The 21,990-nt window shown below is 71.6% G+C and carries 23 protein-coding genes and 1 pseudogene; 12 read left to right on the plus strand and 12 right to left on the minus strand.

From position 1 onward, the window contains the following. The 6 genes and pseudogenes from QE374_RS07355 to QE374_RS07380 form a co-directional block, all read right to left on the minus strand. Positions 1-1,353: a hypothetical protein gene (locus tag QE374_RS07355; RefSeq protein ID WP_309733525.1), complete on the minus strand. Its 1,353-nt coding sequence runs from the start codon at positions 1,351-1,353 to the stop codon at positions 1-3. Between the two features lie 350 nt (positions 1,354-1,703). Beyond that, positions 1,704-2,294, minus strand: a pseudogene (locus QE374_RS16110) (S8/S53 family peptidase); the annotation flags it as partial. 40 nt (positions 2,295-2,334) lie between these two features. Beyond that, positions 2,335-2,565 (minus strand): hypothetical protein, encoded by a 231-nt coding sequence (locus QE374_RS07365; RefSeq protein WP_309733529.1) that lies wholly within the window; start codon positions 2,563-2,565, stop codon positions 2,335-2,337. A 71-nt stretch (positions 2,566-2,636) separates the two neighbouring features. Next, positions 2,637-3,041, minus strand: coding sequence for a hypothetical protein (locus QE374_RS07370; RefSeq protein ID WP_309733531.1), 405 nt, complete (start codon positions 3,039-3,041; stop codon positions 2,637-2,639). Between the two features lie 84 nt (positions 3,042-3,125). Beyond that, complete coding sequence (locus tag QE374_RS07375) at positions 3,126-3,407, minus strand: WXG100 family type VII secretion target (protein ID WP_137419266.1); 282 nt, start codon at positions 3,405-3,407, stop codon at positions 3,126-3,128. A gap of 43 nt (positions 3,408-3,450) precedes the next feature. Beyond that, entirely contained in the window at positions 3,451-3,765 is a 315-nt protein-coding gene (locus tag QE374_RS07380; protein WP_137418805.1) for a WXG100 family type VII secretion target, read from the minus strand. A gap of 270 nt (positions 3,766-4,035) precedes the next feature. Between QE374_RS07380 and eccD the strand changes: the two genes are divergently transcribed. From eccD to QE374_RS07395, 3 genes are read left to right on the plus strand one after another with little or no spacing between them, the layout of a single operon-like run. After that, complete coding sequence (gene eccD, locus QE374_RS07385) at positions 4,036-5,376, plus strand: type VII secretion integral membrane protein EccD (protein WP_309733536.1); 1,341 nt, start codon at positions 4,036-4,038, stop codon at positions 5,374-5,376. Between the two features lie 3 nt (positions 5,377-5,379). Continuing rightward, on the plus strand, positions 5,380-6,729 hold the full coding sequence (eccB, locus tag QE374_RS07390) for a type VII secretion protein EccB (protein WP_309733538.1): 1,350 nt from the start codon (positions 5,380-5,382) through the stop codon (positions 6,727-6,729). Positions 6,730-6,733: 4 nt separating this feature from the next. Beyond that, positions 6,734-8,074 carry a S8 family serine peptidase gene (locus QE374_RS07395; RefSeq protein ID WP_309733541.1) on the plus strand — a complete coding sequence of 447 codons (1,341 nt, stop codon included), beginning with the start codon at positions 6,734-6,736 and terminating at the stop codon, positions 8,072-8,074. Positions 8,075-8,081: 7 nt separating this feature from the next. Here QE374_RS07395 and QE374_RS07400 read toward each other — a convergent pair whose 3' ends face one another. The 6 genes from QE374_RS07400 to QE374_RS07425 form a co-directional block, all read right to left on the minus strand. Then, positions 8,082-9,251, minus strand: coding sequence for an FHA domain-containing protein (locus QE374_RS07400; protein ID WP_309733543.1), 1,170 nt, complete (start codon positions 9,249-9,251; stop codon positions 8,082-8,084). 251 nt (positions 9,252-9,502) lie between these two features. Beyond that, entirely contained in the window at positions 9,503-10,888 is a 1,386-nt protein-coding gene (locus QE374_RS07405) for a glycine--tRNA ligase (RefSeq protein ID WP_309733544.1), read from the minus strand. 113 nt (positions 10,889-11,001) lie between these two features. Further along, on the minus strand, positions 11,002-11,586 hold the full coding sequence (locus tag QE374_RS07410) for a hypothetical protein (protein WP_309733546.1): 585 nt from the start codon (positions 11,584-11,586) through the stop codon (positions 11,002-11,004). Between the two features lie 43 nt (positions 11,587-11,629). Next, a complete protein-coding gene (locus QE374_RS07415; protein ID WP_309733548.1) occupies positions 11,630-12,202 on the minus strand; it encodes an HhH-GPD-type base excision DNA repair protein in 573 nt (190 codons plus the stop codon). Continuing rightward, the gene (locus QE374_RS07420) at positions 12,199-12,594 is read right to left on the minus strand and encodes a hypothetical protein (protein WP_309733550.1); all 396 of its coding nucleotides are present in this window, start codon (positions 12,592-12,594) and stop codon (positions 12,199-12,201) included. The genes QE374_RS07415 and QE374_RS07420 overlap by 4 nt, the downstream gene beginning before the upstream one ends. A gap of 696 nt (positions 12,595-13,290) precedes the next feature. Then, positions 13,291-14,604: a glutamyl-tRNA reductase gene (locus QE374_RS07425; protein ID WP_309733552.1), complete on the minus strand. Its 1,314-nt coding sequence runs from the start codon at positions 14,602-14,604 to the stop codon at positions 13,291-13,293. A 69-nt stretch (positions 14,605-14,673) separates the two neighbouring features. Between QE374_RS07425 and hemE the strand changes: the two genes are divergently transcribed. The 9 genes from hemE (at position 14,674) to hemB (ending at position 21,945) form a co-directional block, all read left to right on the plus strand. Continuing rightward, on the plus strand, positions 14,674-15,753 hold the full coding sequence (gene hemE / locus QE374_RS07430; RefSeq protein WP_396653347.1) for a uroporphyrinogen decarboxylase: 1,080 nt from the start codon (positions 14,674-14,676) through the stop codon (positions 15,751-15,753). Further along, entirely contained in the window at positions 15,750-17,204 is a 1,455-nt protein-coding gene (hemG, locus tag QE374_RS07435) for a protoporphyrinogen oxidase (protein WP_309733556.1), read from the plus strand. Before hemE ends, hemG begins: the two co-directional genes overlap by 4 nt. 89 nt (positions 17,205-17,293) lie before the next feature. Continuing rightward, complete coding sequence (locus QE374_RS07440; RefSeq protein ID WP_234073820.1) at positions 17,294-17,704, plus strand: hypothetical protein; 411 nt, start codon at positions 17,294-17,296, stop codon at positions 17,702-17,704. A gap of 1 nt (position 17,705) precedes the next feature. Further along, positions 17,706-18,107, plus strand: coding sequence for a phage holin family protein (locus QE374_RS07445; protein WP_309733559.1), 402 nt, complete (start codon positions 17,706-17,708; stop codon positions 18,105-18,107). Further along, positions 18,104-18,376 carry a DUF3618 domain-containing protein gene (locus QE374_RS07450; protein WP_234073821.1) on the plus strand — a complete coding sequence of 91 codons (273 nt, stop codon included), beginning with the start codon at positions 18,104-18,106 and terminating at the stop codon, positions 18,374-18,376. The genes QE374_RS07445 and QE374_RS07450 overlap by 4 nt, the downstream gene beginning before the upstream one ends. Before the next feature lie 84 nt (positions 18,377-18,460). After that, entirely contained in the window at positions 18,461-19,138 is a 678-nt protein-coding gene (gene hemQ, locus QE374_RS07455; protein ID WP_309733562.1) for a hydrogen peroxide-dependent heme synthase, read from the plus strand. 28 nt (positions 19,139-19,166) lie between these two features. Continuing rightward, positions 19,167-20,150, plus strand: coding sequence for a hydroxymethylbilane synthase (hemC, locus tag QE374_RS07460; protein ID WP_309733563.1), 984 nt, complete (start codon positions 19,167-19,169; stop codon positions 20,148-20,150). Beyond that, a complete protein-coding gene (locus QE374_RS07465; RefSeq protein WP_309733565.1) occupies positions 20,147-20,965 on the plus strand; it encodes a uroporphyrinogen-III synthase in 819 nt (272 codons plus the stop codon). The genes hemC and QE374_RS07465 overlap by 4 nt, the downstream gene beginning before the upstream one ends. Further along, entirely contained in the window at positions 20,962-21,945 is a 984-nt protein-coding gene (hemB, locus tag QE374_RS07470; RefSeq protein WP_309733567.1) for a porphobilinogen synthase, read from the plus strand. The genes QE374_RS07465 and hemB overlap by 4 nt, the downstream gene beginning before the upstream one ends. Positions 21,946-21,990 lie beyond the last annotated feature (45 nt).

Below are 21,990 nucleotides of genomic sequence, written 5' to 3' on the forward strand. Positions count from 1 at the left end.
TCAGTCCCTTCCCCCTGCGCCCGCACCCTCGGAGCGAGGGCCGAACTCTGCATCGTCTTCGATCGACGGCGCGATAGGTCCGCCGAGACCGCGGCCCTTCTTGTCGTTGCGACCGCCGCCGCCGGCACCCGCACCCGCACCGCCGCCGCCCATCATGCCCGTGGCGCCACGCGACCCGCCAGCGGCTTCCCCCGCGGCACCTGCACCGGCACCGCCGGCGCCGCCCTTGCCGAGCAGTCCGCCACCAGCGCCGCCGCCGGCATTCGCCGTAAGACCACCGCCCAGACCACCGGCACCGCCGCGCGCGGCAAGGCCTGCGCCACCGGCGCCGCCGAGGCCACCGGCGCCGCGGAGGCCACCGAGACCACCCGCTGCGGCGGCCTTGCCCAGACCGCCGAGGGCAGCGGCGCCGCCGGCGCCCGCCATGAACCCGCTGGAGAGACCACCGGATCCCGCACCACCGGAACCGATCCCGCCGAGTCCGCCAGAGCCTCCGGGCAGGGTGCCCCCACCGGGCATCGTGCCGAGACCGCCGCCGGGGTATTGGCCGACCCCGCCGTCCACCGGACCATCCGGGTGCACGATGACACCCGGAGCCGGGAGGGAGGGAACGTAGGCGATGGGCCGCGTGCCGACCGGACGGTCGTTCGGATCATCCGGATACCACTGCGGGCCGCCGCCATCCGGGCCGGGCATGATCACTCCGCCCTGCCCCGGCGGAACACCGGGCGGCACGTTGTAATCGGGGTAATTCTGGAAACTGGGCGTGGACGGACCACCCGTGTCGATGTTCGTGTCACGCAGTTCATCGGGGAGGTTCGGGATGCTGCCGTAGACGTTCTCCATGGGCGGCAGGTCCGGGAACGCGGCGGAGTCCTGGTCGAGTGCGTTGCTCACTGCCTCGACGCCGGACCTCGCCTGGGCCTCTCGCTGAGACCCGAGGAACCAGTTGGCCGCCGCGATGGCGCCCTCTCCGGCGATGACCGAGAAGCCGGGGAAGACGATCGTCGCGCCCGCCGCGGCATTGCGTATGGTCTGTTGCGCGTCGGCACTCAGCGACCCGGAGTCGAGGGCGTCAAGGTAGCGCTGCGCCTCTTGTTTGCGGGTGTTGGCTGCGTTGATCAGCCGCGGAAGCTCCTCGACGTAGCCTCTCAGCTCCTCGATGTCCGCCTTGGCCTTCTGCATCTGGTCGACGGCTTCACGTTCGGTCTGGCCGGTGAATCCCGTCTCACTGGCCACGCGATTCATCAGCGTCGTCAGCGAGGTCAACGCCGGCCCCACGGCCGAGAGATTCGGCATCTGCCACGCAGGGCCCTCCGCGAGGTTGCGAAGGCGCTGCTCCCATTCGCTCATGACTGCCCCTTTCGCTGGGTGCTATTACTTCTTCGAACGAGCACGACGGTCACGATGACCCCCGCGATGATCAGGATTGCGATACCCACTCCGACTCCGATGAGGACCGGCGCCAATGCGCCGCTGCCGTTGTCGGGCGAGGAGGGCTGTTCGGTCTCGGCCGGCGACGCGAGAGATGCAGCCGCCGCCTGGATGTCTTCCTCTGTCGGCCCGATTCCCTTGCCCATGAGGGGATTCACGTCTTCGTACTGCGTGGGGTCCTTGCTGAGCGTGTGACGCAGCGATGCGACGCCGTATCCGAACCCGTCACTGTCGCTGTACTGGACCTCGTGATCCTCGGCACCCGTGTTTCGCGTCAGCGACTGGATCAGTTGGTTGCCGGTCGCGTCCGGGTACTTCTGCTTCGCCGCAGCCAGAATTCCCGCCACGAGCGGCGTCGCCAACGACGAACCCGTGGCACGCCCCGCGACATCCCATAACCCCGAATCCGAACCGTCGCCAATCGTTGCGATGTTCACTCCCGGAGCCACCACCGTCGTGAAGGCGACCTGGTTCTCCACACCCAATGCGCCCATCGGAAGCTTCTGATCCGAATCGACCGCGCTCACGCCGACCACGGTGTTGAGCCCGGCCGGGTTGAGGCCTTCCTTGAAGACATCGTTCGGATTGCCCGCGACGACGGGGACCTTCTTCGCCGCAGCCTCCGCGAGAACCTGATCGCCCGGAAGGCTGGCATCACCCTCGACCATGGAGACCGACACGATATCCGCACCGTCGTCGATCGCCCTCTTGATCATCCAGACGATCGGCGTCAGCTTCGACTCGGCCACTTCAGGCAGCGGATCGCAGTCAGCGGTAGCACCGACCCCGTAGAACGTGACCGACGCATCCGGCACGATCCCCTTCGTCCCGGCGACGCCGGTTCCGTTGCCGATGAGCATCGACGTCACCGTCGACCCGTGTTGAGCCCCTGCGGTCGCTTCAGACGTCGACGGGCTCTCTCCCACGCAGGCAGAGCCGTCGGCCACCGTCAGGGCCGTGCCTGCGAAGTCGGGACAGATCCGGGTTGATCTGCGTGTCGACGACCGCGATCTTCACACCCTCGCCGGTCCACCCTTCGGCATGCACGTCGGCAACACCGTACGCCTCGTACCACCATTGGCCATCCTCGTCGCCCGCGGCGGACGCCGGCGCCGCGGCGCCGAAGATCATGACGCCGACGCAAGAGAAGGCGAGGAGACTGTTGCGGAGCGGGCGAGGTCGAGCTCGCCGGTCGAAGCGGTTCACCAGGCTTTAGGGGCCGCGCCGGAAGTCGGAGCGGGAGCCGAAGTGGAGGAGGGCCCTGCGGGCGCCGGGGGGGCACTGGCGATGGAGGCCTCGATGAAGGCCGATGCGCGTCGCGCCTCGGCAGAGGTGTCGCCGTCCGTGCTCTGCAGTGCGTCAGCCGCCTTCTGAAGGGCTTCGGCGTTGGCGTCGACGTACCGGCGCACAACCTCGGTCCTCTGCCCGATGCGCGCGGCCAGCACCTCAAGGCTGCGGAAGTAGGTGCGCTGCGCGTCCTCCTGGTTGGCCCCCTCGACCTGCGCCACCCGCGCGCGGTCGGGGATGGCCGCCGCCTGCTCCTGAAGACGAGCGATGTTCTGCGCGAGTTGCGCGAGATCCAACGCGATCTGAGTGATGGAGCTCATGGTGTTCCCCCGGAAAGTCTGTAGGTGAAAGTCGGATGCGGGCCGGCGCGGTTGATCACCGGCCGACCCGCAACACGAGGTGTGTCAGAGCGCGAAGCGCCCGGCGGCCGAGCGGTCGGTCGAGACGTAGCCCTGCGAGATCTCTTCGGTCTTCGCCGCGATCTGCTCGAGGAGCGTGTTGAGGGCGATCAGCGACTGGTTCCACTTGCGCTGGGCGTCGTCGTAGGCGTTCTGCGCCTCACCGTTCCAGGAGGCGCGAAGCTTGCCGACCTCGGACTCGAGGGTCTCGAGCTGAGACTTGATCCCGTTGGCACCACCGCGGATCTGCTGCGAGAGCGCGATGACCTGCTCGGGACGGACGGACATGGACTGCATTGACGTTTCCTTTCCGATAGCCTGCGCCGAAGCGTCAGGCACCCATCATCGAGTTGAGACCGGAGATCGTCTGCTGGTGCGACTCTTCCGAGGCGGCCTGGTCGCGCTCGGTGCCCGACAGGGCCTCCTCGAGCGTCACCAGCACCTCGTTGAGCTTGGTGGTCTCCTGGTTCCACCGCGCCATGAGCTGCGTGTAAGCGCCGGCTGCGGCGCCCGTCCAGAATCCGGAGACCTGCTCGATCTCGGAACGGACCTTCTTGACCTGCTGGTCGACACCGGCCTTGGCCGTGTTGACTGCCTGGGCGCCGCGCTTGAGAGCACCCTCTTCAGCGGAGATCACATCTGCCACGACTTCCCCCTCATCCCTCATCATCGGCGTTCCCGCCAGCCGGCCGCACTTCTTGAGGTGAAGGGCGTAGGAAACCGACCGATCTAAAGCTAGGGAGGTTTTCGAGGGGTGGGCAAGCTCTCCACAGGGCATTGCCATGAGACTTCTCTCACGTTATAACCCACCCACGCTGCGCCGTCCAGCAGCCATGCTCGCGTGCACGGGACCATAGAATGGCGGCGCGCGAGGACAGCGCATCTTGTCGCCCGAGCCGGAGGGGGAGCCCGCACCGTGGCCCAGACGATCAGCGCGCCGCGCGCACTACTGCGTATCTCCGTGCAGAGCGAGGGGCGCCGGCTCGACATCGGCGTTCCGGCTCACGTGCCGCTGATCGAGTTCATGCCGGGCTTCGCGCGCAGCCTCGGCGTGCTCGACCCCACGATGACCTACGCGGGTTACGCGCTGCAGAAAGCCGACGGCACGGTCTTGGATGCGGCACAGGGCGCCGCGCCCCAGGGCGTCTCGGACGGTGACGTGCTGACCCTCGCACGCGGCGGCCTCATCGCGCAGCCGCGGGTGTACGACGACATCGTCGAGGCGGTCATCGACGCCACCGGCCAGCAGAACCGTCCGTGGACCGCGCGGGACAACGCCCGCACGGCTCTGGCGGTCAGCCTCACCCTCCTCGGCCTCTGCGCACTTCTCCTCCTGGCGGCCGGCCCCTCGTTGGGGCTCGGCGCACTCATCGCCGGTGGCGGAGCCGTCATCCTCGCGACCGTCGCCGCCGTCGTCGCACGGCTCGGCCAGCTCGAAGCGGGCCAGGGGCTCGGCATCGCCGCATCCGTCTTCGCCGCCCTCTCGGGATACCTCGCCGTCCCGGCCTCGCTGGATCTGTGGGGCTGGCCGCTGGCCGCCGCCGGCCTCGGCATGCTCGTCGTCGGAGGCGCCACGCTCGCGCTCATGCCCGACCGCGCCGAGGTGCAACTTGTTCCGGTGGCGCTGGGCGGAGTGGTCGGCATCGCCGCCGCCATCACGGCCCTGCTGCCCGAGGGAACGATCGCCCCCTACGCCCTCATGATCGGAATCGTCGGCACGCTCTCCGGCACGCTGCCGTGGCTCGTGCTCAGCTCCACGCGTCTGCGGGTCATCTCTCCGCAGAGCGATGCGGACATGTTCGCCGACCCCCAGCCCATCGACGCCGCCGACGTACGGGCGCGCACGGCGCGCGGCCAGCGCACCCTCGTCGCCCTGCGCGTCGCGCTCGGCATCGCCGTGCTCGCCGCCACTCCGCTCGTGGCCTCCGACGGCGTGGTGGGCGCGATCCTGTGCACGCTCGCCTTCCTCGGCATGATGTTCCCCTCCCGCCAGACCTACGCCCGCTCGGGCGTGCTCGCCATCATGGCCGTCGGCACCGCGGGACTCGCCGCATCGGGTCTGACGATCTCGCTCACGCAGCCCGGGCTGCGCACGGCGCTGCTCATCGCGCTCGGCGTCGCCGCCGCCATCGTGGTCACGGTCACCCTGCTCTCCCCCAAGGCGCGCACGCGTCTCGCGAGAGTGTCCGACACGGTCGAGCTCGTGCTGCTCGCGCTGCTGCTGCCCTTGGGCGTCATCGCGGCGGGGCTGGCCTGATCCATGGCGACCAAGAACGACCTCATCGAAGCGCAGACCTTCTCGCGCCGACGCCTGCTCACCGCCTTCGTCAGCGGCGCGCCGGGTGGCAAGGAGCTCGAGCCGACAGCTCCGCTACGCGCAGTCATCGCCGCCATCGCGCTGACCGTGGGCGTCATCCTGGTCGGCGTGTTCTACGGACTCATCCGGCCGGGTCTGCCGAACGGCTGGGACAACGGCAAGCTCATCATCGTCAAAGACACCGGGTCGCGCTTCATCACCCAGGACGGCGTGCTCTATCCCGTCATCAACACCGCCAGCGCCCGTCTCATCCTGCCCTCCAGCGACTTCCAGGTGATCGACACGGATCAGCAGAATCTCGAAGGGGTCCGCCTCGGGCCCACGCTCGGCATCGTCGGCGCGCCCGACGAGATCCCCACCCCCGCAGGCTTGACCAACAGCGGCTGGGGCGCCTGCGTCACAGATGACGCCGCCCTGGACGTGCGCATCGGCGGCACGGCACCCCAAGAAGCGAGCGGGAGAGCGGTCGTCGTGGATGCTGCCGGCTCGCGGTACGTGATCTCCGACGGGCTGCGCTTCGCGGTCTCCGCGAACGACGGCGACGCGGTGCTGCGCGCCGCCGGCATCGGCACCCTGAACCCCGTGAAGGTGCCCGTCGACTGGCTGAACCTCTTCACTCCGGGTGCTGACCTCGCCCCTTTGCGCGTATCGAACGCGGGTGCTCAGGTGCAAGGCACGTCGCTGCGCGTCGGCGAGGTCGTCCACGCCACGGGCGAGCCCGAGGACAAGCGTTCTCTCGTGCAGCCGGACGGCACTCTCGCCGAGCTCACCCCCCTCGCCTGGCAGCTCTACCAGCTCGGCGGCCAGAGCGCGCAGGTGCGTGAGGTGACACAGGCGGAGACCGGCGGCCTTCCCTCCGCGGCCAAGCGCGCCGGTGGTGCGGACTGGCCGACGCAGAGCTTCACTGCCATCGACACCGATGACCGGCCCTGCGCCGCGCTCGTCGGCGACAACGCCGAGACCCGCACCGTGCTGGCCACTCAGCCACGTTCCGACAGCGTCACCGCCCAGGTGCGCGTGACCGCGGGCGCCGGCGCCCTGGTCCGTTCGGGCGGCCGCGGCGATCAGAACACCGCACTGGTGACGCTCGTCGATGCCACGGGAACCTCTTACGCGCTGCCCGGCGCCACCGAGGAAACGATCGCCCGACTCGGTTTCACTCCTGACGACATCGGCACCGCCGCGGACGTGTGGATCGACCTGCTGCGAACAGGACCGGCCTTGACCGAGGCCGCTGCCGGCATGTCGACCGACGGCTCGCAGCCGCTGCCGACGCCCACAGCGGGAGGCTGAGCGCATGCGCTCCGCTCGCGCGATGAGTCCGCGTCCGCTGCGACGGGTCGCGGCCGCGGTCTCCGCGGCCGCCCTGGCGGGCGTGTTGCTGGGCACCGTCCCCGTGGAGGCGCCCGCCGCATCCGCGCAGTCGTCGCAGGGCTGCAATGCCGCGACGCGCATCGGCGCAGCACCCCCCGCCCTGTCGATGCTGCAGAGCGAGCTGGCCTGGACCATCACGCGGGGCGCGGGTGTGACGGTCGCGGTCGTCGACTCCGGCGTCCTGGCGATCAACCCGCATCTCGTCGACGCGTTCGCGGGCGGAGTGAATCTCGTCGGCGACGGCCAGGCCGCCGACGGCTCGACCGATGTGTACGGGCACGGCACGGCCATCGCCGGGCAGATCGCGGCACGCAAGCTCGACGCTTCGGGCGTCGAGGGCCTCGCCCCGGAAGCGAAGATCCTGTCGGTCCGCGTCTTCGCCAGCGACGACAAGCAGACGGCCGAGGCGGGCTTCGGGCCGCAGATCGGCAAGTTGGCCGCCGGCATCCGATGGGCCGCCGATGCCGGGGCGCAGATCATCAACGTGTCGATGAGCACGACCGACGACGTCCCGGAGGTCGCGGATGCGGTCGCTTACGCGATCTCTCGGGGCAGTCTGGTGATCGGCAGCTCGGGCAATCGCAACAACGTGCTCTCGTTCGTGCAGAGCGACGCCGATGTTCCGCGCTATCCGGCGAACTATCCCGGCGTGCTGGGCGTGTCCGCCACGGACCTGCAGGGCGTCGTGACCGACGACAGCATCCACGGGTCTCACGTGGCGGTCGCCGCGCCCGGACAGAGCATCATCACGACCTCGCAGTTCGGCGGCGACTGCGTGTACGCCGATGCAGCCCCGGCCACCAGCTACTCCGCGGGATACGTCTCAGCGGCGGCGGCGCTCGTTGCCGCCGCGCATCCCGACGAGACCCCTGCCGAGTGGGCCTATCGCCTGACGGCTACCGCCGTGCGCAGCGACCCCGATGCCCGTGACGACCGCGCGGGCTGGGGCGTCGTGCAGCCGTACGACGCCATCGTGATGCAGCCGGGGCCGGGACTTCGCGGACCCGCGAGTCCGTTCCCCGGGAGCGAAGCTGGCGCGCCGGAGCAGCCGGCCGCGGATCCCGTCACGGTGGTGCACAAGCCGGCGCCCGACGAGGAGGCGATCCTCTTCGGAACCACGGCCGCCGTCGGGGCGCTCATCGCGATCGGCGGCGCCGGGGCACTGGGGGTGTTCGTCTCACGGCGTCGGCAGGCGGCGACGGCGGCCGCGCAGCCGGTCCGGCACGGCGGAGGGCTCTACCGCGACGACGCACCGCGCGACTGAGATCCGATCAGCTCGAGCGGCGGATCTGCACGACGGCGTCTCCGAGCACGAAGCGATCCGTCACAGGGGCGGATCCGCCCGCCGCGACGGCCTGCTCGGCACCGGAAGCGTCCAGCAGGCTGACGCCGTTCGTGGAGCCCAGGTCGGTGATCGTCCAGGCCGTGCCGTCCCAGGCCAGGCGCGCGTGCTCTTTCGAGACCGTGCGGGCTTCGTCCGTGACCGCGACGTACTGCACGCCGCTCTCGGCGGCGCGCGGGTTGCGACCGAGCACGAGCGCTGCCGCCGCGACGGGGACGACCTCGCCCGAGGGGAGCGCGAGCGACCATCCGATCGGCGCGGGCGTCTCATCGGCGCCGCGTCGCGCGCGACGTGTCAGAGGTGCGGGCTCCGGCTCGAGCTCACCGGAGCGCAGGACCGGTGCAGGCTGGGCGGGGGCGGGCGACTGCGCGCTCTGCGGCTGGGCGACCGGAGTAGGCGGCGCCGCAGCGGGAGGCGCGGGCGCGACGACGGGGGCCGGTGCGGAAGCGGCAGCAGGTGCGGGGGACGACGGCGCGGCCATCGGCGGCACCGCCGGAGCAGGAGCCGCGGGCGCGCCGCGGCGCATGGGGCCGTATCCACTCGGCGCAGGCGCCGGCATCGCGGCCGCGGGAGCCACGGGAACCGCGCCGGGCGCCATCGGGGCGGGAGCGACCGGGGGCACGGGCGGCGCGACGACCGCATCCGGGATGGCGGGCGGGCGCTGTGCCGGCGGGGCGACGGCGAACACGGGCGCGGGACGCCCGGGCGCGACCGCGGGCTGCCGGGATGCGACAGGAGCGCGACCACCGGAGAGCACCGCGGCCCACACCGGCGGCAGCAGCACGCCCAGCACGGTCGTTCCCGCACCACGCCCCGCCTCGCTGTTGATGCGGTGCACGGCCATGATCTTGAGGATCAGGGCGTAGACGTTCACGAAGGGGACGAGCAGCAGCGCGGCCTTCACGGGGTCGACGTTGCCGAGCCGGAAGAGCTCCGCCTCGTTCATGATCGGCACCCAGGCCCGCCAGGGCTCGGTCTCTCGCTCCTGAAGCACGCGCGAGAGTCCGATGGCGTACCAGACGTGCCAGCCGGCGGCGAAGATGCCGCCGAGCACGGCGACGACGATCACGACGGTCAGCAGGACCGAGCTGTCATCCACGGATTCTCCGTCTCCCCTCGGGCCGCGCGCTCGAGGGCCCTCTGTCCACGCTACCGGCCCGTGTCCGAGGGACGCAGCCCCTTGCCTTCCGTCAGCGGAGCGACCTCGTGTTCGTAGCCGGCCGCGACGAGCGCTGCCGCCCCGACGCCGACGCCGATGAGCCGGTTACACGGCACTTCGCGTCGAGGAACGAGCGAGCGAACACGTCGAGCGCGAAGCGCGCCCGACGCCCGTCCGCCGCCGGGGTGACCTCAGGCGCCTCGCAGGCGCTCCGCCAGGTAGGCGTGCAGCGTCTCGAGCGGCACACGCTCCTGCGTCATGGTGTCGCGGTCGCGCACCGTGACGGCATCGTCTTCGAGCGAGTCGAAGTCGACCGTGACGCAGAACGGCGTGCCGATCTCGTCCTGGCGGCGGTAGCGGCGGCCGATGGCCCCGGCGTCGTCGAAGTCGACGTTCCAGCGTCCGCGCAGATCATCCGCCACACGCCGCGCGAGCGGCGACAGGTTCTCGTTACGGCTCAGGGGCAGCACCGCGACCTTGACGGGCGCGAGACGCGGGTCGAGCTTGAGCACCGTGCGGGTGTCGACGCCGCCCTTCGCGTTCGGCACCTCTTCCTCGCGGTAGGCGTCGACGAGGAAGGCCATCATCGCGCGGGTGAGGCCGAACGAAGGCTCGATGACGTACGGCGTGTAGGTGGTGTTCGAGGACTGGTCGAAGTACGCGAGCTTCGTGCCCGACGCCTCGGCGTGGCTCGACAGGTCGTAGTCGGTGCGGTTGGCGACACCCATGAGCTCGCCCCACTCCTTGCCCTGGAAGCCGAAGCGGTACTCGACGTCGATCGTGCCGGCGGAGTAGTGCGCGCGGTCTTCCTCGGGCACATCGAGCCGACGCATGTTGTCGGCATCGATGCCGAGATCGATGAACCAGTTCCAGCAGGCCTCGACCCAGTGCTCGAACCACTCGTTCGCCTCGGCCGGCGGCGTGAAGTACTCGATCTCCATCTGCTCGAACTCGCGCGTACGGAAGATGAAGTTGCCGGGCGTGATCTCGTTGCGGAACGCCTTGCCCACCTGGCCCACGCCGAACGGGGGCTTCTTGCGGCTCGCCGTGAGCACGTTCGAGAAGTTGATGAAGATGCCCTGCGCGGTCTCGGGGCGCAGGAAGTACAGCCCCGACTCGTCGTCGACGACCCCGAGATAGGTCTTCACGAGGCCCGAGAAGGCCTTGGGCTCGGTGTACTGCCCCTTGGTGCCGCAGTTCGGGCACGGGATGTCGGCCAGCCCGTTCTCCGCCGGACGTCCCTTACGCGCTTCGAAGTCCTCGATGAGGTTGTCGGCGCGGAACCGCTTGTGGCAGTGCAGGCACTCCACCAGCGGGTCGGTGAAGGTCGCGACGTGGCCGGATGCCTCCCACACGCGCTTCGGCAGGATGATCGACGAGTCGAGACCCACCATGTCGCCGCGACCCCGGACGAAGGTCTGCCACCACTCGCGGCGGATGTTCTCCTTGAGCTCCGTGCCGAGGGGGCCGTAGTCCCAGGCGGAACGCGATCCGCCGTAGATCTCCCCCGCCTGGAAGACGAACCCGCGATGGCGGGCGAGGGCGATGACTTTGTCGAGACGGGACTGCTCGGCCACGGTGGCTCCAATGGTCGCTGTGCGAAGGGCGCGCGGGCGCATCGGGGATGCGGCGCGGGATCATCCGATTCTATCCGCGCCGGTCCCGCGCTCCGGCCCGCGCCGGATCCGGGTCAGCCGGCGGGCGCGGCCGCACACGCGGCGGCGATCCGTGCCGCCACGACGCCCTCGGGGTCGGCCAGCGGCGTCACCGCGACGCCGATGGCGGCACCCAGCGCGAAACCGATCGTGGCGGTGGGGTCTTCACTCGCCCCGCTCTGCGACGGCGAGGGCGAGGGCAGCGGCGCCGCATCCGCTCCCGCGGGCGCACTCGCGTCCGCCTCACACCGGATCTGCGGCAGCGAGACCACGATCTCCGCGCTGTGGCCCGCCTCCACCTCGATGCTTCCGGATCCGACCTTGCGTCCGATGCCGGCGAAGCCCGGCGCGTCGATCCGGATGCGGGTGAGCGCGAGATTCTCGTCGGTCGTGTTCTCGACCCAGAGCCGGACCTCGTCGGCGCTCTGAGCGGGTGTCGCCGGCAGGAGGGTCGCGGTGATGCCCGAGGGAAGCGCCGTCGCGCTGGGCGCAGGTCGAGGCTGCGCGCCGCATCCGGCGAGTGCGAGAGCCGCGATCAGCAGTGCCGCCGCCGTCGCCCCGGTGCGCGCCGCCCCCCGGCGCCCGGGCCTCGCGGACGCGGCATCTCCCCCATTCGGCATACCTGCACTGTATCCGGGGGGTGCCTATGGCTTCCCTGAGGGCTCAGCCCTTGGCGGCGGCCTTCGCGGCGCGCTTGGTCTCGCGGACCTTCGTGAGGGACTCGGGGCTCGTGATGTCGGCGACCGAGCGGAACGAGCCCTCCTCGCCGTACGGAGCGGATGCCTCGCGCCATCCGGAGCCCGTGAATCCGCGTTGCTTGCCCAGCAGCGCGAGGAAGATCTTCGCCTTCTGCTCGCCGAAGCCCGGGAGGGCCTTGAGCCGCTTCAGCACCTCGCGGCCGTCGGGTTCGCCGTCGGTCCAGATGGCTGCCGCATCGCCGTGCCACCGGTCGGCGACCTCGGCGCTGAGCTTCTGCACACGTTCCGCCATCGACCCGGGGAACCGGTGCACGGCGGGGGTCTGCCCGAAGGCGGCGGTGAACGCCTCGGGGTCGTACGCGGCCAGCGCCGCGGGGTCGAGGGTGCCGACCCGGTCGAGGATCTTGAGCGGGCCGGCGAAGGCGGTCTCCATCGCCACCTGCTGGTCCAGCAGCATCCCGATCAGCAGAGCGAACGGGTCGCGCGTCAGCAGGGCGTCTGCGTTCTCGTCGGCGGTGATGCGGAGGTCGGGGCTCATGCGTTTCCTTCGTGGGCGGGGACAGGGAGAGGCGTGCGGAAGCGATCCGGTCGGTTCTTCTGCGGCCGGCGCCGATTCTGTGCGAGCGGCCGCAGCGCGCCTTCGAAGTAGGCGATCGCCGCCAGGGCATCCACGTGCCCATGGGTGATGTTGCGCCCCACCACGGGAAGCGGGTAGCGGGGGTTCTCGTAGACCGCGGCGATCCGCAGGATGGCGGCGTGGTCGTCGGCGCTCATGGTGAGGGCGCGCTCGGCGAGCTCATCCTCGCCGAAATCCCACAGGCACCCGGCGATCAACGTGACCGGCGCACTCACTCGGAAGTTCGCCCGACCCTTCATGGCCTCACGCACGTCAGGTGCCCAGTGGGAGTCGGTGGGCCGTTCGGCGCTCATGGCTCCATGGTGCCACCCGACCCCGCGCGGCGGCAGGGGCGTCCGCAGCGCGGCTCGGCGCGGCGCGAGTCCGGGGGCCGGGCGAGGCGAGGGCCGGGCGCGCCCCGGCCGGGCGAGGCGAGGGCCGGGCGCGCCCCGGCCGGGCGAAGCGAGGGCCGGGCGCGCCCCGGCCGGTTCCCCTGTCACAGATCGACGCCAACGCGTCGATCTGTGACAGGGGAACACAAGTCCGGCGCGCTCCCCTGTCAGAGATCGACGGCGGAGCGTCGATCTCTGACAGGGGAGCGCATCACGTGGGAGCAGGCCGCGCCAGCTAGCCCGGCGAGGCGGGTGGGTCAGGGGCGGGCGGGTCAGGGGCGGGCGGCGGGTCAGGGCGCGCGACGCGGACCGGCCAGCCCGCGGGCGGAAGCACCGGGATGCACGCGAGGCTCGGGCGGGATCAAGCGACCGGCCAGGCGGCGAGGTGCGGATGCGGCGAGTGCCACCCCAACGGGCGCACCCCAGCCTGTTCCCCTGTCAGAGATCGACGGCGGAGCGTCGATCTCTGACAGGGGAACTCGTCAGGCGGGGCAGGCGGCGCGGGCGGGATCCGGCGAAAGGCGAGCGGAGAACCCGCCGGGGTCGGTCCACGGCGATGCGCGGCGGCAGGACCGGAGCGGCGGGGGCTCGTCAGCCGGTGCGCGACAGCGACAGCGTTCAGCCGGCGAGTTCGGATGCGGCGGCGTCGCCGTCGTCCTCGGATGCGGCGTCTTCCGGCGCAAGGCCGTAGAGCACCTCCAGCGCGGCGAAGACCTCGTCGGCGCGCCCCTGCTCGGCAAGCGCATGCGCCCGCGTCATGGGAGTGTGCAGCAGGCGGCCCACCAGGTGGCGCAGCGCCTGCTCCGTGCGCTCGTCGTCGCCGCGGCGACGGCCGCGCGCGATCTCCGCCTCGAGCAGCTCGAACATGTGGGTGCGCAGGGCCACCACGGCGGGGGCGACCGTGCGACGCTCGCCGACGACCGCGAAGCGCTGGGCGGCGTCGGCCACGAGGGCGCGTGCCGCATCCGTCGCCTGCAGCTCTTCCAGCGGCGCGTGCACGCGGATGGTCTCGAGATCGAGCAGGTCGGTGCCGCTGACGCTCGCGACATCGGGGTCGACGTTGCGCGGCAGGCCGAGATCGATCACGAGACGGCGGTGCCGGTCGTGGCCGGGGGCCGTCCGCGCGACGGACGCATCGTCGCCGAAGGTCGCGGCGTTCAGCACGGGGTGCTCGACGCTCGTGCACGTGATGATGAGATCCGAGAGCTTGGCAGCCGTGGCGAAGCCGGCCGCATCCGCGACGGCGAGGCCGTGCTTGCGGGCGAACCGCTCGCCCCGACCCGACGGCGAGTGCACCGTGATGTCGGTGACACCGCGCTCGCGGAGGGCAGCCAGGGTGGCGGCCGCGTACGAGCCGGTGCCCACGAGCAGGACGCGCAGCGTCGCCCAGTCGGCGAAGCGCGCGGACGCGAGATCCAGAGAAAGGCGCACGAGCGAACGGCCGGCGCGGCCGAGCGCTGTGCTGTTCTTGACCCCGCGCTGCGTCTCGGACGCGCGCTGGAACAGACGCTCGAGCTCGGGGGAGGTCGTGCCGTCGCCCCGCGCCTCGGTCAGCGCACGGCGCACCTGGCCGGCGATCTCGCCCTCGCCGACGACGACCGACTCGAGGCCGGAGGCGACCGCGAACAGGTGCTGCGCGACGCGAGGGCCGGAGATGACCTCGTACGAACCGGAGAACTCCTCGGCCGACACGCCCGTGGCCGACTCGATCGCCGACAGCGCCGCCTCGAGCCCCACGGCCTCGACGGCGGTCACCGGCTCGTCCATGTCGACGTAGGCCTCGAAACGGTTGCAGGTCGCCACGACGACGGCACCCTGCACGCACTCGTCGTGCTCGGCGATCAAAGGGGCGACGCGGGTGGTGTGGATGCTGAGTCGCTCGAGGAGCTCGAAGGACGCGGTCTTGTGACTCGCGCTGACACACAACAGCACGTGTCGATTGTACGCCGCGTCGAAATCACCGGCCGCGGGAGCTTGCGCACGAACGTGCAGTTGCTCGACATGTGGCGCCCGCCCGCCGGATGGGAGGATGTCGGAGTGAGCTCCACCGGACCCGCTTCCTCCCCCCTCATCCGCGCCCTCAGGGGCGAGCGCACCGACCGCCTCCCGGTCTGGTTCATGCGCCAGGCGGGGCGGTCACTGCCCGAGTACCGGGACCTGCGGGTGGGCACCCGCATGCTCGACGCCTGCCTGACTCCCGACCTGGCGGCCGAGATCACCCTGCAGCCCGTGCGCCGCCACGGCGTGGACGCGGGCATCTTCTTCAGCGACATCGTCGTGCCTCTTCGCCTCGCGGGCATCGCCGTGGAGATCGAGCCCGGGCGCGGCCCGGTCTTCCCCGACCCCGTGCGCACCGCATCCGATGTCGCCCGCATCGTGGACATCGACCCGCAGGCGGTCGCCGCCGCGGCGGAACCGGTGCGCGAGGCCGTGCGCATCGTGGTGGACGAACTCGGCGACACCCCGCTCATCGGGTTCGCGGGCGCGCCCTTCACCCTCGCCGCCTACCTCGTCGAGGGCGGGCCGTCGAAGGAGCACCTGCGCGCCCGGGCGCTCATGCACGCCGACCCCGACTCGTGGCACGCGTTGGCCGGCTGGCTCGCGGAGGTCTCGCGCACGTTCCTCGCGGCGCAAACGGATGCGGGGGCTTCCGCCGTGCAGTTGTTCGACTCGTGGGCCGGCTCACTGTCGGTCGCCGACTACCGCACGTACGTCGCCCCCCACTCGCGCGCGGCCCTGGCCGGTGCGGATGCACCCCGCATCCACTTCGGCGTCGGCACGGGGCACCTGCTGACCGACATGCGACTGGACGGCACGACGGATGCGGTGGGCGTCGACTGGCGCACACCCCTCGACGAGGCCGCCGCGATCCTCGGGCAGGGCGTCACCGTGCAGGGCAACATCGACCCTGCGCTCCTGCAGGCGCCGTGGCAGGTCGTCGAAGAGCACGTGCGCGACGTCATCGCGCGCGGGCGTGCCGCGCGCGCCCACATCCTCAACCTGGGGCACGGCGTCCCGCCCGAGACCGACCCCGACGTGCTGACGCGCATCGTCGAGCTGGCGCACGAGGAGCACGTGTGAGCGCGACGGATCTCGACGATCTCGCCGCGCGGGCGGAGGCGACCCGTGTCGCGGTCATCGGCGGCGGCGTCGCCGGTCTCGTCGCGGCGCTCGACTTCGCCAAGCTGGGCTTCCGCGTCACGGTGCTCGAAGCATCGCCCCAGCCCGGCGGCGTGCTGCGCGGCGCCGAGGTCGCAGGGCTCTCGGTGGATGTGGGCGCGGAGAGCTATGCGACGCGCGGAGGCACCGTGCGCGCCCTGATCGACGAGCTCGGCATCGGCGACGAGGTGGTGACCCCTGCCGCGGGCGGTGCGTGGGTCGCGGGCCTTCCCGGCGGACGCGCCGCGCCTCTGCCGCGCGGTGGCGTGCTCGGCATCCCGGAGAACCCGTTCGATCCGAGCGTGCGGCGCGTCATCGGCTGGTCGGGCGCCTGGCGCGCCTACCTGGATCGCCTGCGCCCGCCGCTGACGATCGGCCACGACCGCAGCCTCGGCCACCTCGTGCGCAGCCGCATGGGCGAGGCCGTGCTCGACCGGCTCGTCGCGCCCGTCACGAGCGGCGTCTACTCGGCGCGCCCCGACGACATCGATGTGGACCTCGCCGCGCCCGGCCTGAACGCCGCGCTCACCCGTGCGGGCTCACTCAGCGGCGCCGTGGGCGAGCTGCGGGGCCGCAGCACCGGCACCCCCGGGAGCGCCGTCGCCGGGCTCCGCGGCGGCATGACCCGCCTCGTGCGGGCGCTCATCGAGCGCCTCGAGGAGCTGGGCGTCGAGGTGCGCACGGATGCGGCGGTCACCGAGCTCGCGCGGGACGGCGACCTGTGGTCTCTCCAGCTCGACGAGGAGCGCCTCGAAGCGGATCTCGTGGTCGTCGCGACCACCGAGGACGAAGCGCGCCGCCTCCTCGTACCCGTGGTCCCGACGCTCGAGCCGATGACGGCCGCGCCGCCCGTGGTCGAGATCGTCACGCTCGTGGTGCACGCGCCGGGTCTGGACACCCCGCCGCGCGGAACCGGCGTGCTCACCGTGCCGGGCTCGCACCGGGCGAAGGCGCTCACCCACGCGAGCGCGAAATGGGAGTGGATCGCGGATGCGGCCGGACCCGGCGTCCACGTCGTCCGCGTCTCGTTCGGCGCCCAGGGCGAAGACCCGGAGACGGCCCGGCTCAGCGACGATGCCGCCGCGGCGCTCGCACTCGACGAGGCGTCGGCCCTGCTCGGCGTCGATCTCGACCCGGCGTCGGTGCGGGGTTCGCACCGCGCCCGCTGGGTGCAGTCGCAGCCTGCATCCGTCATCGGCCGCGCAGAGCACACGGCGGCCGCGCGTGGAGCCATCCGCGCCGTGCCCGGCCTCGGCGCGGTCGGTGCGTGGCTGTCGGGAACAGGGCTCGCCCAGGTCGTCCCCGACGCTCGCGAAGAGACGGACCGGCTACGCCGTTCCGCGCTGTGGGGCTCGCCGCGTTCTCAGGAGTGAGCGCGCATGTCAACCGGATAACCCGAACGGCATACAGCGCTACGCTGGGCGCACACTCGCTTGATCCACCCCGAACGTGAGGAGACCCCATGAGGGGCAAAGCTGGACTCGTCATCGGACTGGCAGCGGGCTACGTGCTCGGAACGCGCGCAGGCCGTGAGCGCTACGAACAGATCAAGACGCAGGCGCAGAAGGTGTGGAACCTGGCGCCCGTGCAGAAGCAGGTCGGCAAGCTGCAGGAGCTGGGCAAGTCGGCGCTGCTCGCGGTGCCGAGCGCCCTGTTCAGCGGCGCGGTGAAGATCACGAAGGCCGTCACGACCGACGGCACCCCCGGTCAGCGACTGGATGCGGCGCTCGACGCCGGCGCCGACGCGGCGGAGGATGTGGCGGACGCCGCCGAGACCACGGCGACGGCCGCGAAGAAGTCGACGTCCTCCACGACCGCGAAGCGCCCCGCCGCCAAGCGCAGCACGGGCGGCTCCTCGTCGGGCGGGAAGTGACATGACCACCCCCCGCGGCTTCCGTGACAAGTCGGAGAAGAGCCTGCTGACTCTGGTCGGCGAGGTCCCCGAGCTCGTCCGCAACCTCGTGACGGCGGAGATCGACTCCGCGAAGAAGTGGCTCGGCAAGGCGGCCAAGAACGCCGGCATCGGCGGCGGCCTCATGGTCGGCGCCCTGTTCATCCTGTTCTGGTCGATCCCGGCGCTGGGCGTATTCATCATCATCGGGCTCTCGTCCTGGTGGCAGCCGTGGGTCGCGGCCCTCGTCCTGTTCGGCGCGATGCTGCTCATCGCCGTCGTGCTGGCGCTGCTCGGATACCTGCGCTTCCGCAGGATCGGCAAGGACAACCCCGCATCCCACATCGCCGAAGACGTGCGCGTCGTGAAGGAGGCAGGCGAATGACCGCTCCGGTTCCCGTCCCCCGCACCGGTGTCCCCCTGGGCATCACCGATCCCGTCGAGAAGGCCCGTGCGGAGCTCAAGGCGACGCTGGCCGCGATCGAGGAGAAGGCCAACGTCCCGCGCCGCGTGGGCACAGCCGCCGAGCGTCGCATCGCCCAGTTCCGCCGTTTCGCCCGCGAGGAGCCCGCGGCGGCGACGCTCGCCGTCATCGGCACCGCGGCCGCCGTCGGCGTCATCGTGTGGGGGGCCATCCGCGCCTACGTACGGTGATTCCCTCCCCCGCACGGACGCATCGCGGATAGCACCGGCGGTCGCCGTTTGGCGTCTGACGACGACGGGGTGAGACTGGACGTCATGAGCTCCGCACCCGAGTCGACGTCCACGCAGTTCACCCTCTGGGCGGTCTTCCGCCGCGACCCCGCGAAGCCCGTCACCGCGACCGACGACACCGAGCTCGCCGCGCTCGTCGAGCTGATCGAGGCTGGCGGCGTCACCATCCGCGGGTTCTACGACGTCAGCGGACTGCGCGCCGACGCAGATCTGATGGTCTGGATGCACGGGCCCGTCGCCGAGGACCTGCAGCGCGACCTGCGACGGCTGCGACGCACCGATCTGCTGCAGGACCTCCTGCCGGTCTGGAACGCGATGGGCGTGCACCGCGACGCCGAGTTCAACCGCTCGCACGTGCCCGGCTTCCTGCGCGGCGAGCACGCCCGCGAGTGGCTCACGGTCTACCCCTTCGTGCGCAGCTACGAGTGGTACCTGCTTCCGGAGGAGGAGCGGCGCGCGATGCTGGCCGACCACGGCCGCAAGGGTGCCGCGTACACGAACGTCGTCGCGAACACCGTGGCCTCGTTCGCCCTCGGCGACTACGAGTGGCTGCTGCCCATGGAGGCGGACGAGCTGAGCGACCTGGTCGACATGATGCGGGCGCTGCGTTACACCGAGGCGCGTCGCCACGTGCGCGAGGAGGTCCCCTTCTTCACGGGCCGCCTCATCCCGACCTCGGCCATCGCCGAGGTCCTGTCGTGACCCGCGGATGTCGCCGCCGGAGCGGGGTGTGAGCGCACCACTGCGCCTGGGTACTCGGCGCAGCGCCCTGGCGACCGCGCAGTCGCAGCAGATCGCCGATCTGCTGGCGGCGGTATCCGGGCGTGAGGTCGTGCTCGTTCCCATCACCTCGGAGGGCGATGTCTCGCGCGCCTCGCTGTCGCAGCTGGGCGGCCGCGGCGTGTTCGCGACGCGCCTGCGCGAGGCGCTGCTGGCGGATGAATGCGACCTGCTCGTGCATTCCCTCAAGGACCTCCCCACCGCCGAGGCGCCGGGGCTCGTGATCGCCGCCACACCGCGACGCGAAGACGCCCGTGACGTCGTGATCACCCGCGACGGCATCCCGATCGCCGACATGGCCGCCGGCAGCGTCGTCGGCACCGGATCCCCCCGCCGCATCGCGCAGTTGCGCCGGCGCAACCCCGGCCTCACGGCGCAGGATCTGCGCGGCAACGTCGACTCGCGCCTGTCGCGCGTGCGCGACGGAGAACTGGATGCGGTCATCCTCGCCGCGGCCGGACTCGCTCGTCTCGGAGGCGCCGCCACCGACCTGTTCACCGAGCCGCTCGAGCTCGCGCAGTGGCCCACCGCTCCGGGCCAGGGGTCCCTGGCCGTGGAGGCGCGCCAGGACGCGCCCGCCGACCTGCTCTCGGCGATCGGCCGGCTCGACGACGCCGCGACCCGCGTCGCGGTGACGATCGAACGGGCGGTGCTCGCCGGTCTCGATGCGGGCTGTTCGGCACCGGTCGGTGTGCACGCCGTGCTCGAAGGCGACCAGTTGCACGTGCGCGCAGCGGTGTACGCCGTCGACGGAAGCCGCGCGATCGAAGCTGAGAGAAACCTGTGCGTGGGGGACGGGTATGCTGGGCCGACGGGCAGCGGCGATGGTGCGAGAGCTGCCGGCGATGACGACCCGATCGCAGGTGCACGCGAAACCGGGTGCGATGTCGCACGCGAGCTGCTCGAGCGTGGAGCAGCCGAGGTCTCACCATGAAAGCCGAAGCCATGCACGAAGAGCCCCGACGGCACGACGCCGCCAAGCCCCTGACGGGCTGGCGCGTTCTCGTGCCCCGTGGCGGCCCCTGGGGCGACGGGGTGGCAGCGACGCTGCGTTCGCAGGGCGCCGTACCCGTGGTCGCTCCGCTCATCAACTTCGCTCCGACCAATGACGAGCAGACGCTCGAAGCGGCTCTCGCCGACCTCGCCGCCGGTCGCTTCGACTGGGTCACCATGACCAGCGCGACCACCGTCGATGTGCTCTTCGCGTACCGCGCCGTGATCCCCCCCTCCACCAAGGTCGCCGCCGTCGGCGAGACCACCGCGGCAGCGTTGCAGGCCGCCGGCTACCGGGTCGACCTGGTGCCCGACCGCGACAACTCCGCGGCGGGCATGGCCGAGCAGATGATCGCGCTCGAGCCCGACCCGCGCCGCATCCTGACGCTGCGCAGCGAGATCGCCAAGCCCGTGCTGACCCGCAAGCTCACCGAGGCCGGCCACGATGTGCGCAGCGTCGTCGCCTACCGCACGGTCGGCGTGCCGGTCACCGAGCGCATCGCCCACGACGTGGCATCGGGCCGGATCAATGCGATCCTCGTCACGAGCGGGTCGGTCGCAGAGCAGGTGCAGCTGCAGTTCCCCGACATCCCCGACTCGACGGTCATCGCCGCGATCGGCCCCCAGACGGCGAACGACGCACGCCGAGCGGGACTCGGCGTCTCGGTCGTCGCCGACCGCCAGACCGTCGACGCGCTCATCGAGGCGGTCTCGCACTTCGCGCTTCCGCACGCGGCCGACGAGTTCCAGCCGTGAGCTTTCCCGCACATCGCCTGCGCAGGCTCCGCCAGTCCCCCGCCGTCCGGCGCCTGGTCCGCGAGACGCATCTGGCGCCCTCGCAGCTCGTGCTGCCGATGTTCGTGCGCGAGGGGCTGAGCGAGCCGCAGCCGATCGGCTCCATGCCGGGCGTGGTGCAGCACTCGCTCGACTCGCTGCGTCGCGCGGCGGCGGATGCGGCGGCAGCCGGGGTCGGCGGAGTGATGCTGTTCGGTGTGCCGGCCGTCCGCGACGCCATGGGCTCCGGGGCGGACGACCCCGACGGCATCCTGAACGTCGCCACGGCGGCACTCGTCGCGGAGGTCGGCGATGCCCTCGTCGTCCAGAGCGACCTGTGCCTGGACGAGTTCACCGATCACGGCCACTGCGGCGTACTCACCGCGCAGGGCGCTGTCGACAACGACGCCACCCTCGAACGCTACGCGGCGATGGCCATCGCGCAGGCCTCCGCCGGCAGCCACCTGCTGGGGCTGTCGGGGATGATGGACGGCCAGGTCGGCCACGTCCGCGCCGCCCTGGACGCGGAAGGCTTCACCGACACGATCCTCCTCGCCTACGCGGCGAAGTACGCGGGCGCCTTCTACGGCCCGTTCCGCGAGGCCGTCGACTCCCAGCTGAAGGGCGACCGCCGCACCTACCAGCTCGACCCCGGCAACGGCCGCGAGGGCGTGCGCGAGGCCGTCGTCGACGTCGCCGAAGGCGCCGACATCGTCATGGTCAAGCCCGCGCTGCCCTACCTCGACGTGCTCGCGGACGTGCGCGCATCCGTCGAGGTCCCGGTGTGGGCGTATCAGGTGTCAGGCGAGTACGCGATGATCGAGGCCGCTGCCGCACACGGCTGGATCGACCGCCGGGGCGCCATCACCGAGTCGCTGCTGGGCATCCGCCGTGCCGGCGCCGACGCCATCCTCACCTATTGGGCGCTCGAGGCGGCCGCATGGCTGCGCGAGAGCCACTGAGACCGCACCCGACCCGTCCGCATCCCCTGCGGACCGGACCGCACC

It is taken from the genome of Microbacterium sp. SORGH_AS_0428 (assembly GCF_031453615.1).
Classification (GTDB): domain Bacteria; phylum Actinomycetota; class Actinomycetes; order Actinomycetales; family Microbacteriaceae; genus Microbacterium.

What these genes read in the sequence shown, in the direction of transcription:
- QE374_RS07370 (WP_309733531.1), bottom strand. Translation starts at nt 3,041, where the DNA reads ATGAGCTCCATCACTCAGATCGCGTTGGATCTCGCGCAACTCGCGCAG.
- eccB (WP_309733538.1), top strand. Translation starts at nt 5,380, where the DNA reads ATGGCGACCAAGAACGACCTCATCGAAGCGCAGACCTTCTCGCGCCGA.
- QE374_RS07365 (WP_309733529.1), bottom strand. Translation starts at nt 2,565, where the DNA reads ATGATCTTCGGCGCCGCGGCGCCGGCGTCCGCCGCGGGCGACGAGGAT.
- QE374_RS07440 (WP_234073820.1), top strand. Translation starts at nt 17,294, where the DNA reads ATGAGGGGCAAAGCTGGACTCGTCATCGGACTGGCAGCGGGCTACGTG.
- QE374_RS07450 (WP_234073821.1), top strand. Translation starts at nt 18,104, where the DNA reads ATGACCGCTCCGGTTCCCGTCCCCCGCACCGGTGTCCCCCTGGGCATC.
- QE374_RS07375 (WP_137419266.1), bottom strand. Translation starts at nt 3,407, where the DNA reads ATGTCCGTCCGTCCCGAGCAGGTCATCGCGCTCTCGCAGCAGATCCGC.
- hemE (WP_396653347.1), top strand. Translation starts at nt 14,674, where the DNA reads ATGTGGCGCCCGCCCGCCGGATGGGAGGATGTCGGAGTGAGCTCCACC.
- hemQ (WP_309733562.1), top strand. Translation starts at nt 18,461, where the DNA reads ATGAGCTCCGCACCCGAGTCGACGTCCACGCAGTTCACCCTCTGGGCG.
- QE374_RS07465 (WP_309733565.1), top strand. Translation starts at nt 20,147, where the DNA reads ATGAAAGCCGAAGCCATGCACGAAGAGCCCCGACGGCACGACGCCGCC.
- QE374_RS07415 (WP_309733548.1), bottom strand. Translation starts at nt 12,202, where the DNA reads ATGAGCCCCGACCTCCGCATCACCGCCGACGAGAACGCAGACGCCCTG.
- QE374_RS07355 (WP_309733525.1), bottom strand. Translation starts at nt 1,353, where the DNA reads ATGAGCGAATGGGAGCAGCGCCTTCGCAACCTCGCGGAGGGCCCTGCG.
- QE374_RS07395 (WP_309733541.1), top strand. Translation starts at nt 6,734, where the DNA reads ATGCGCTCCGCTCGCGCGATGAGTCCGCGTCCGCTGCGACGGGTCGCG.
- QE374_RS07445 (WP_309733559.1), top strand. Translation starts at nt 17,706, where the DNA reads ATGACCACCCCCCGCGGCTTCCGTGACAAGTCGGAGAAGAGCCTGCTG.
- QE374_RS07410 (WP_309733546.1), bottom strand. Translation starts at nt 11,586, where the DNA reads ATGCCGAATGGGGGAGATGCCGCGTCCGCGAGGCCCGGGCGCCGGGGG.
- QE374_RS07420 (WP_309733550.1), bottom strand. Translation starts at nt 12,594, where the DNA reads ATGAGCGCCGAACGGCCCACCGACTCCCACTGGGCACCTGACGTGCGT.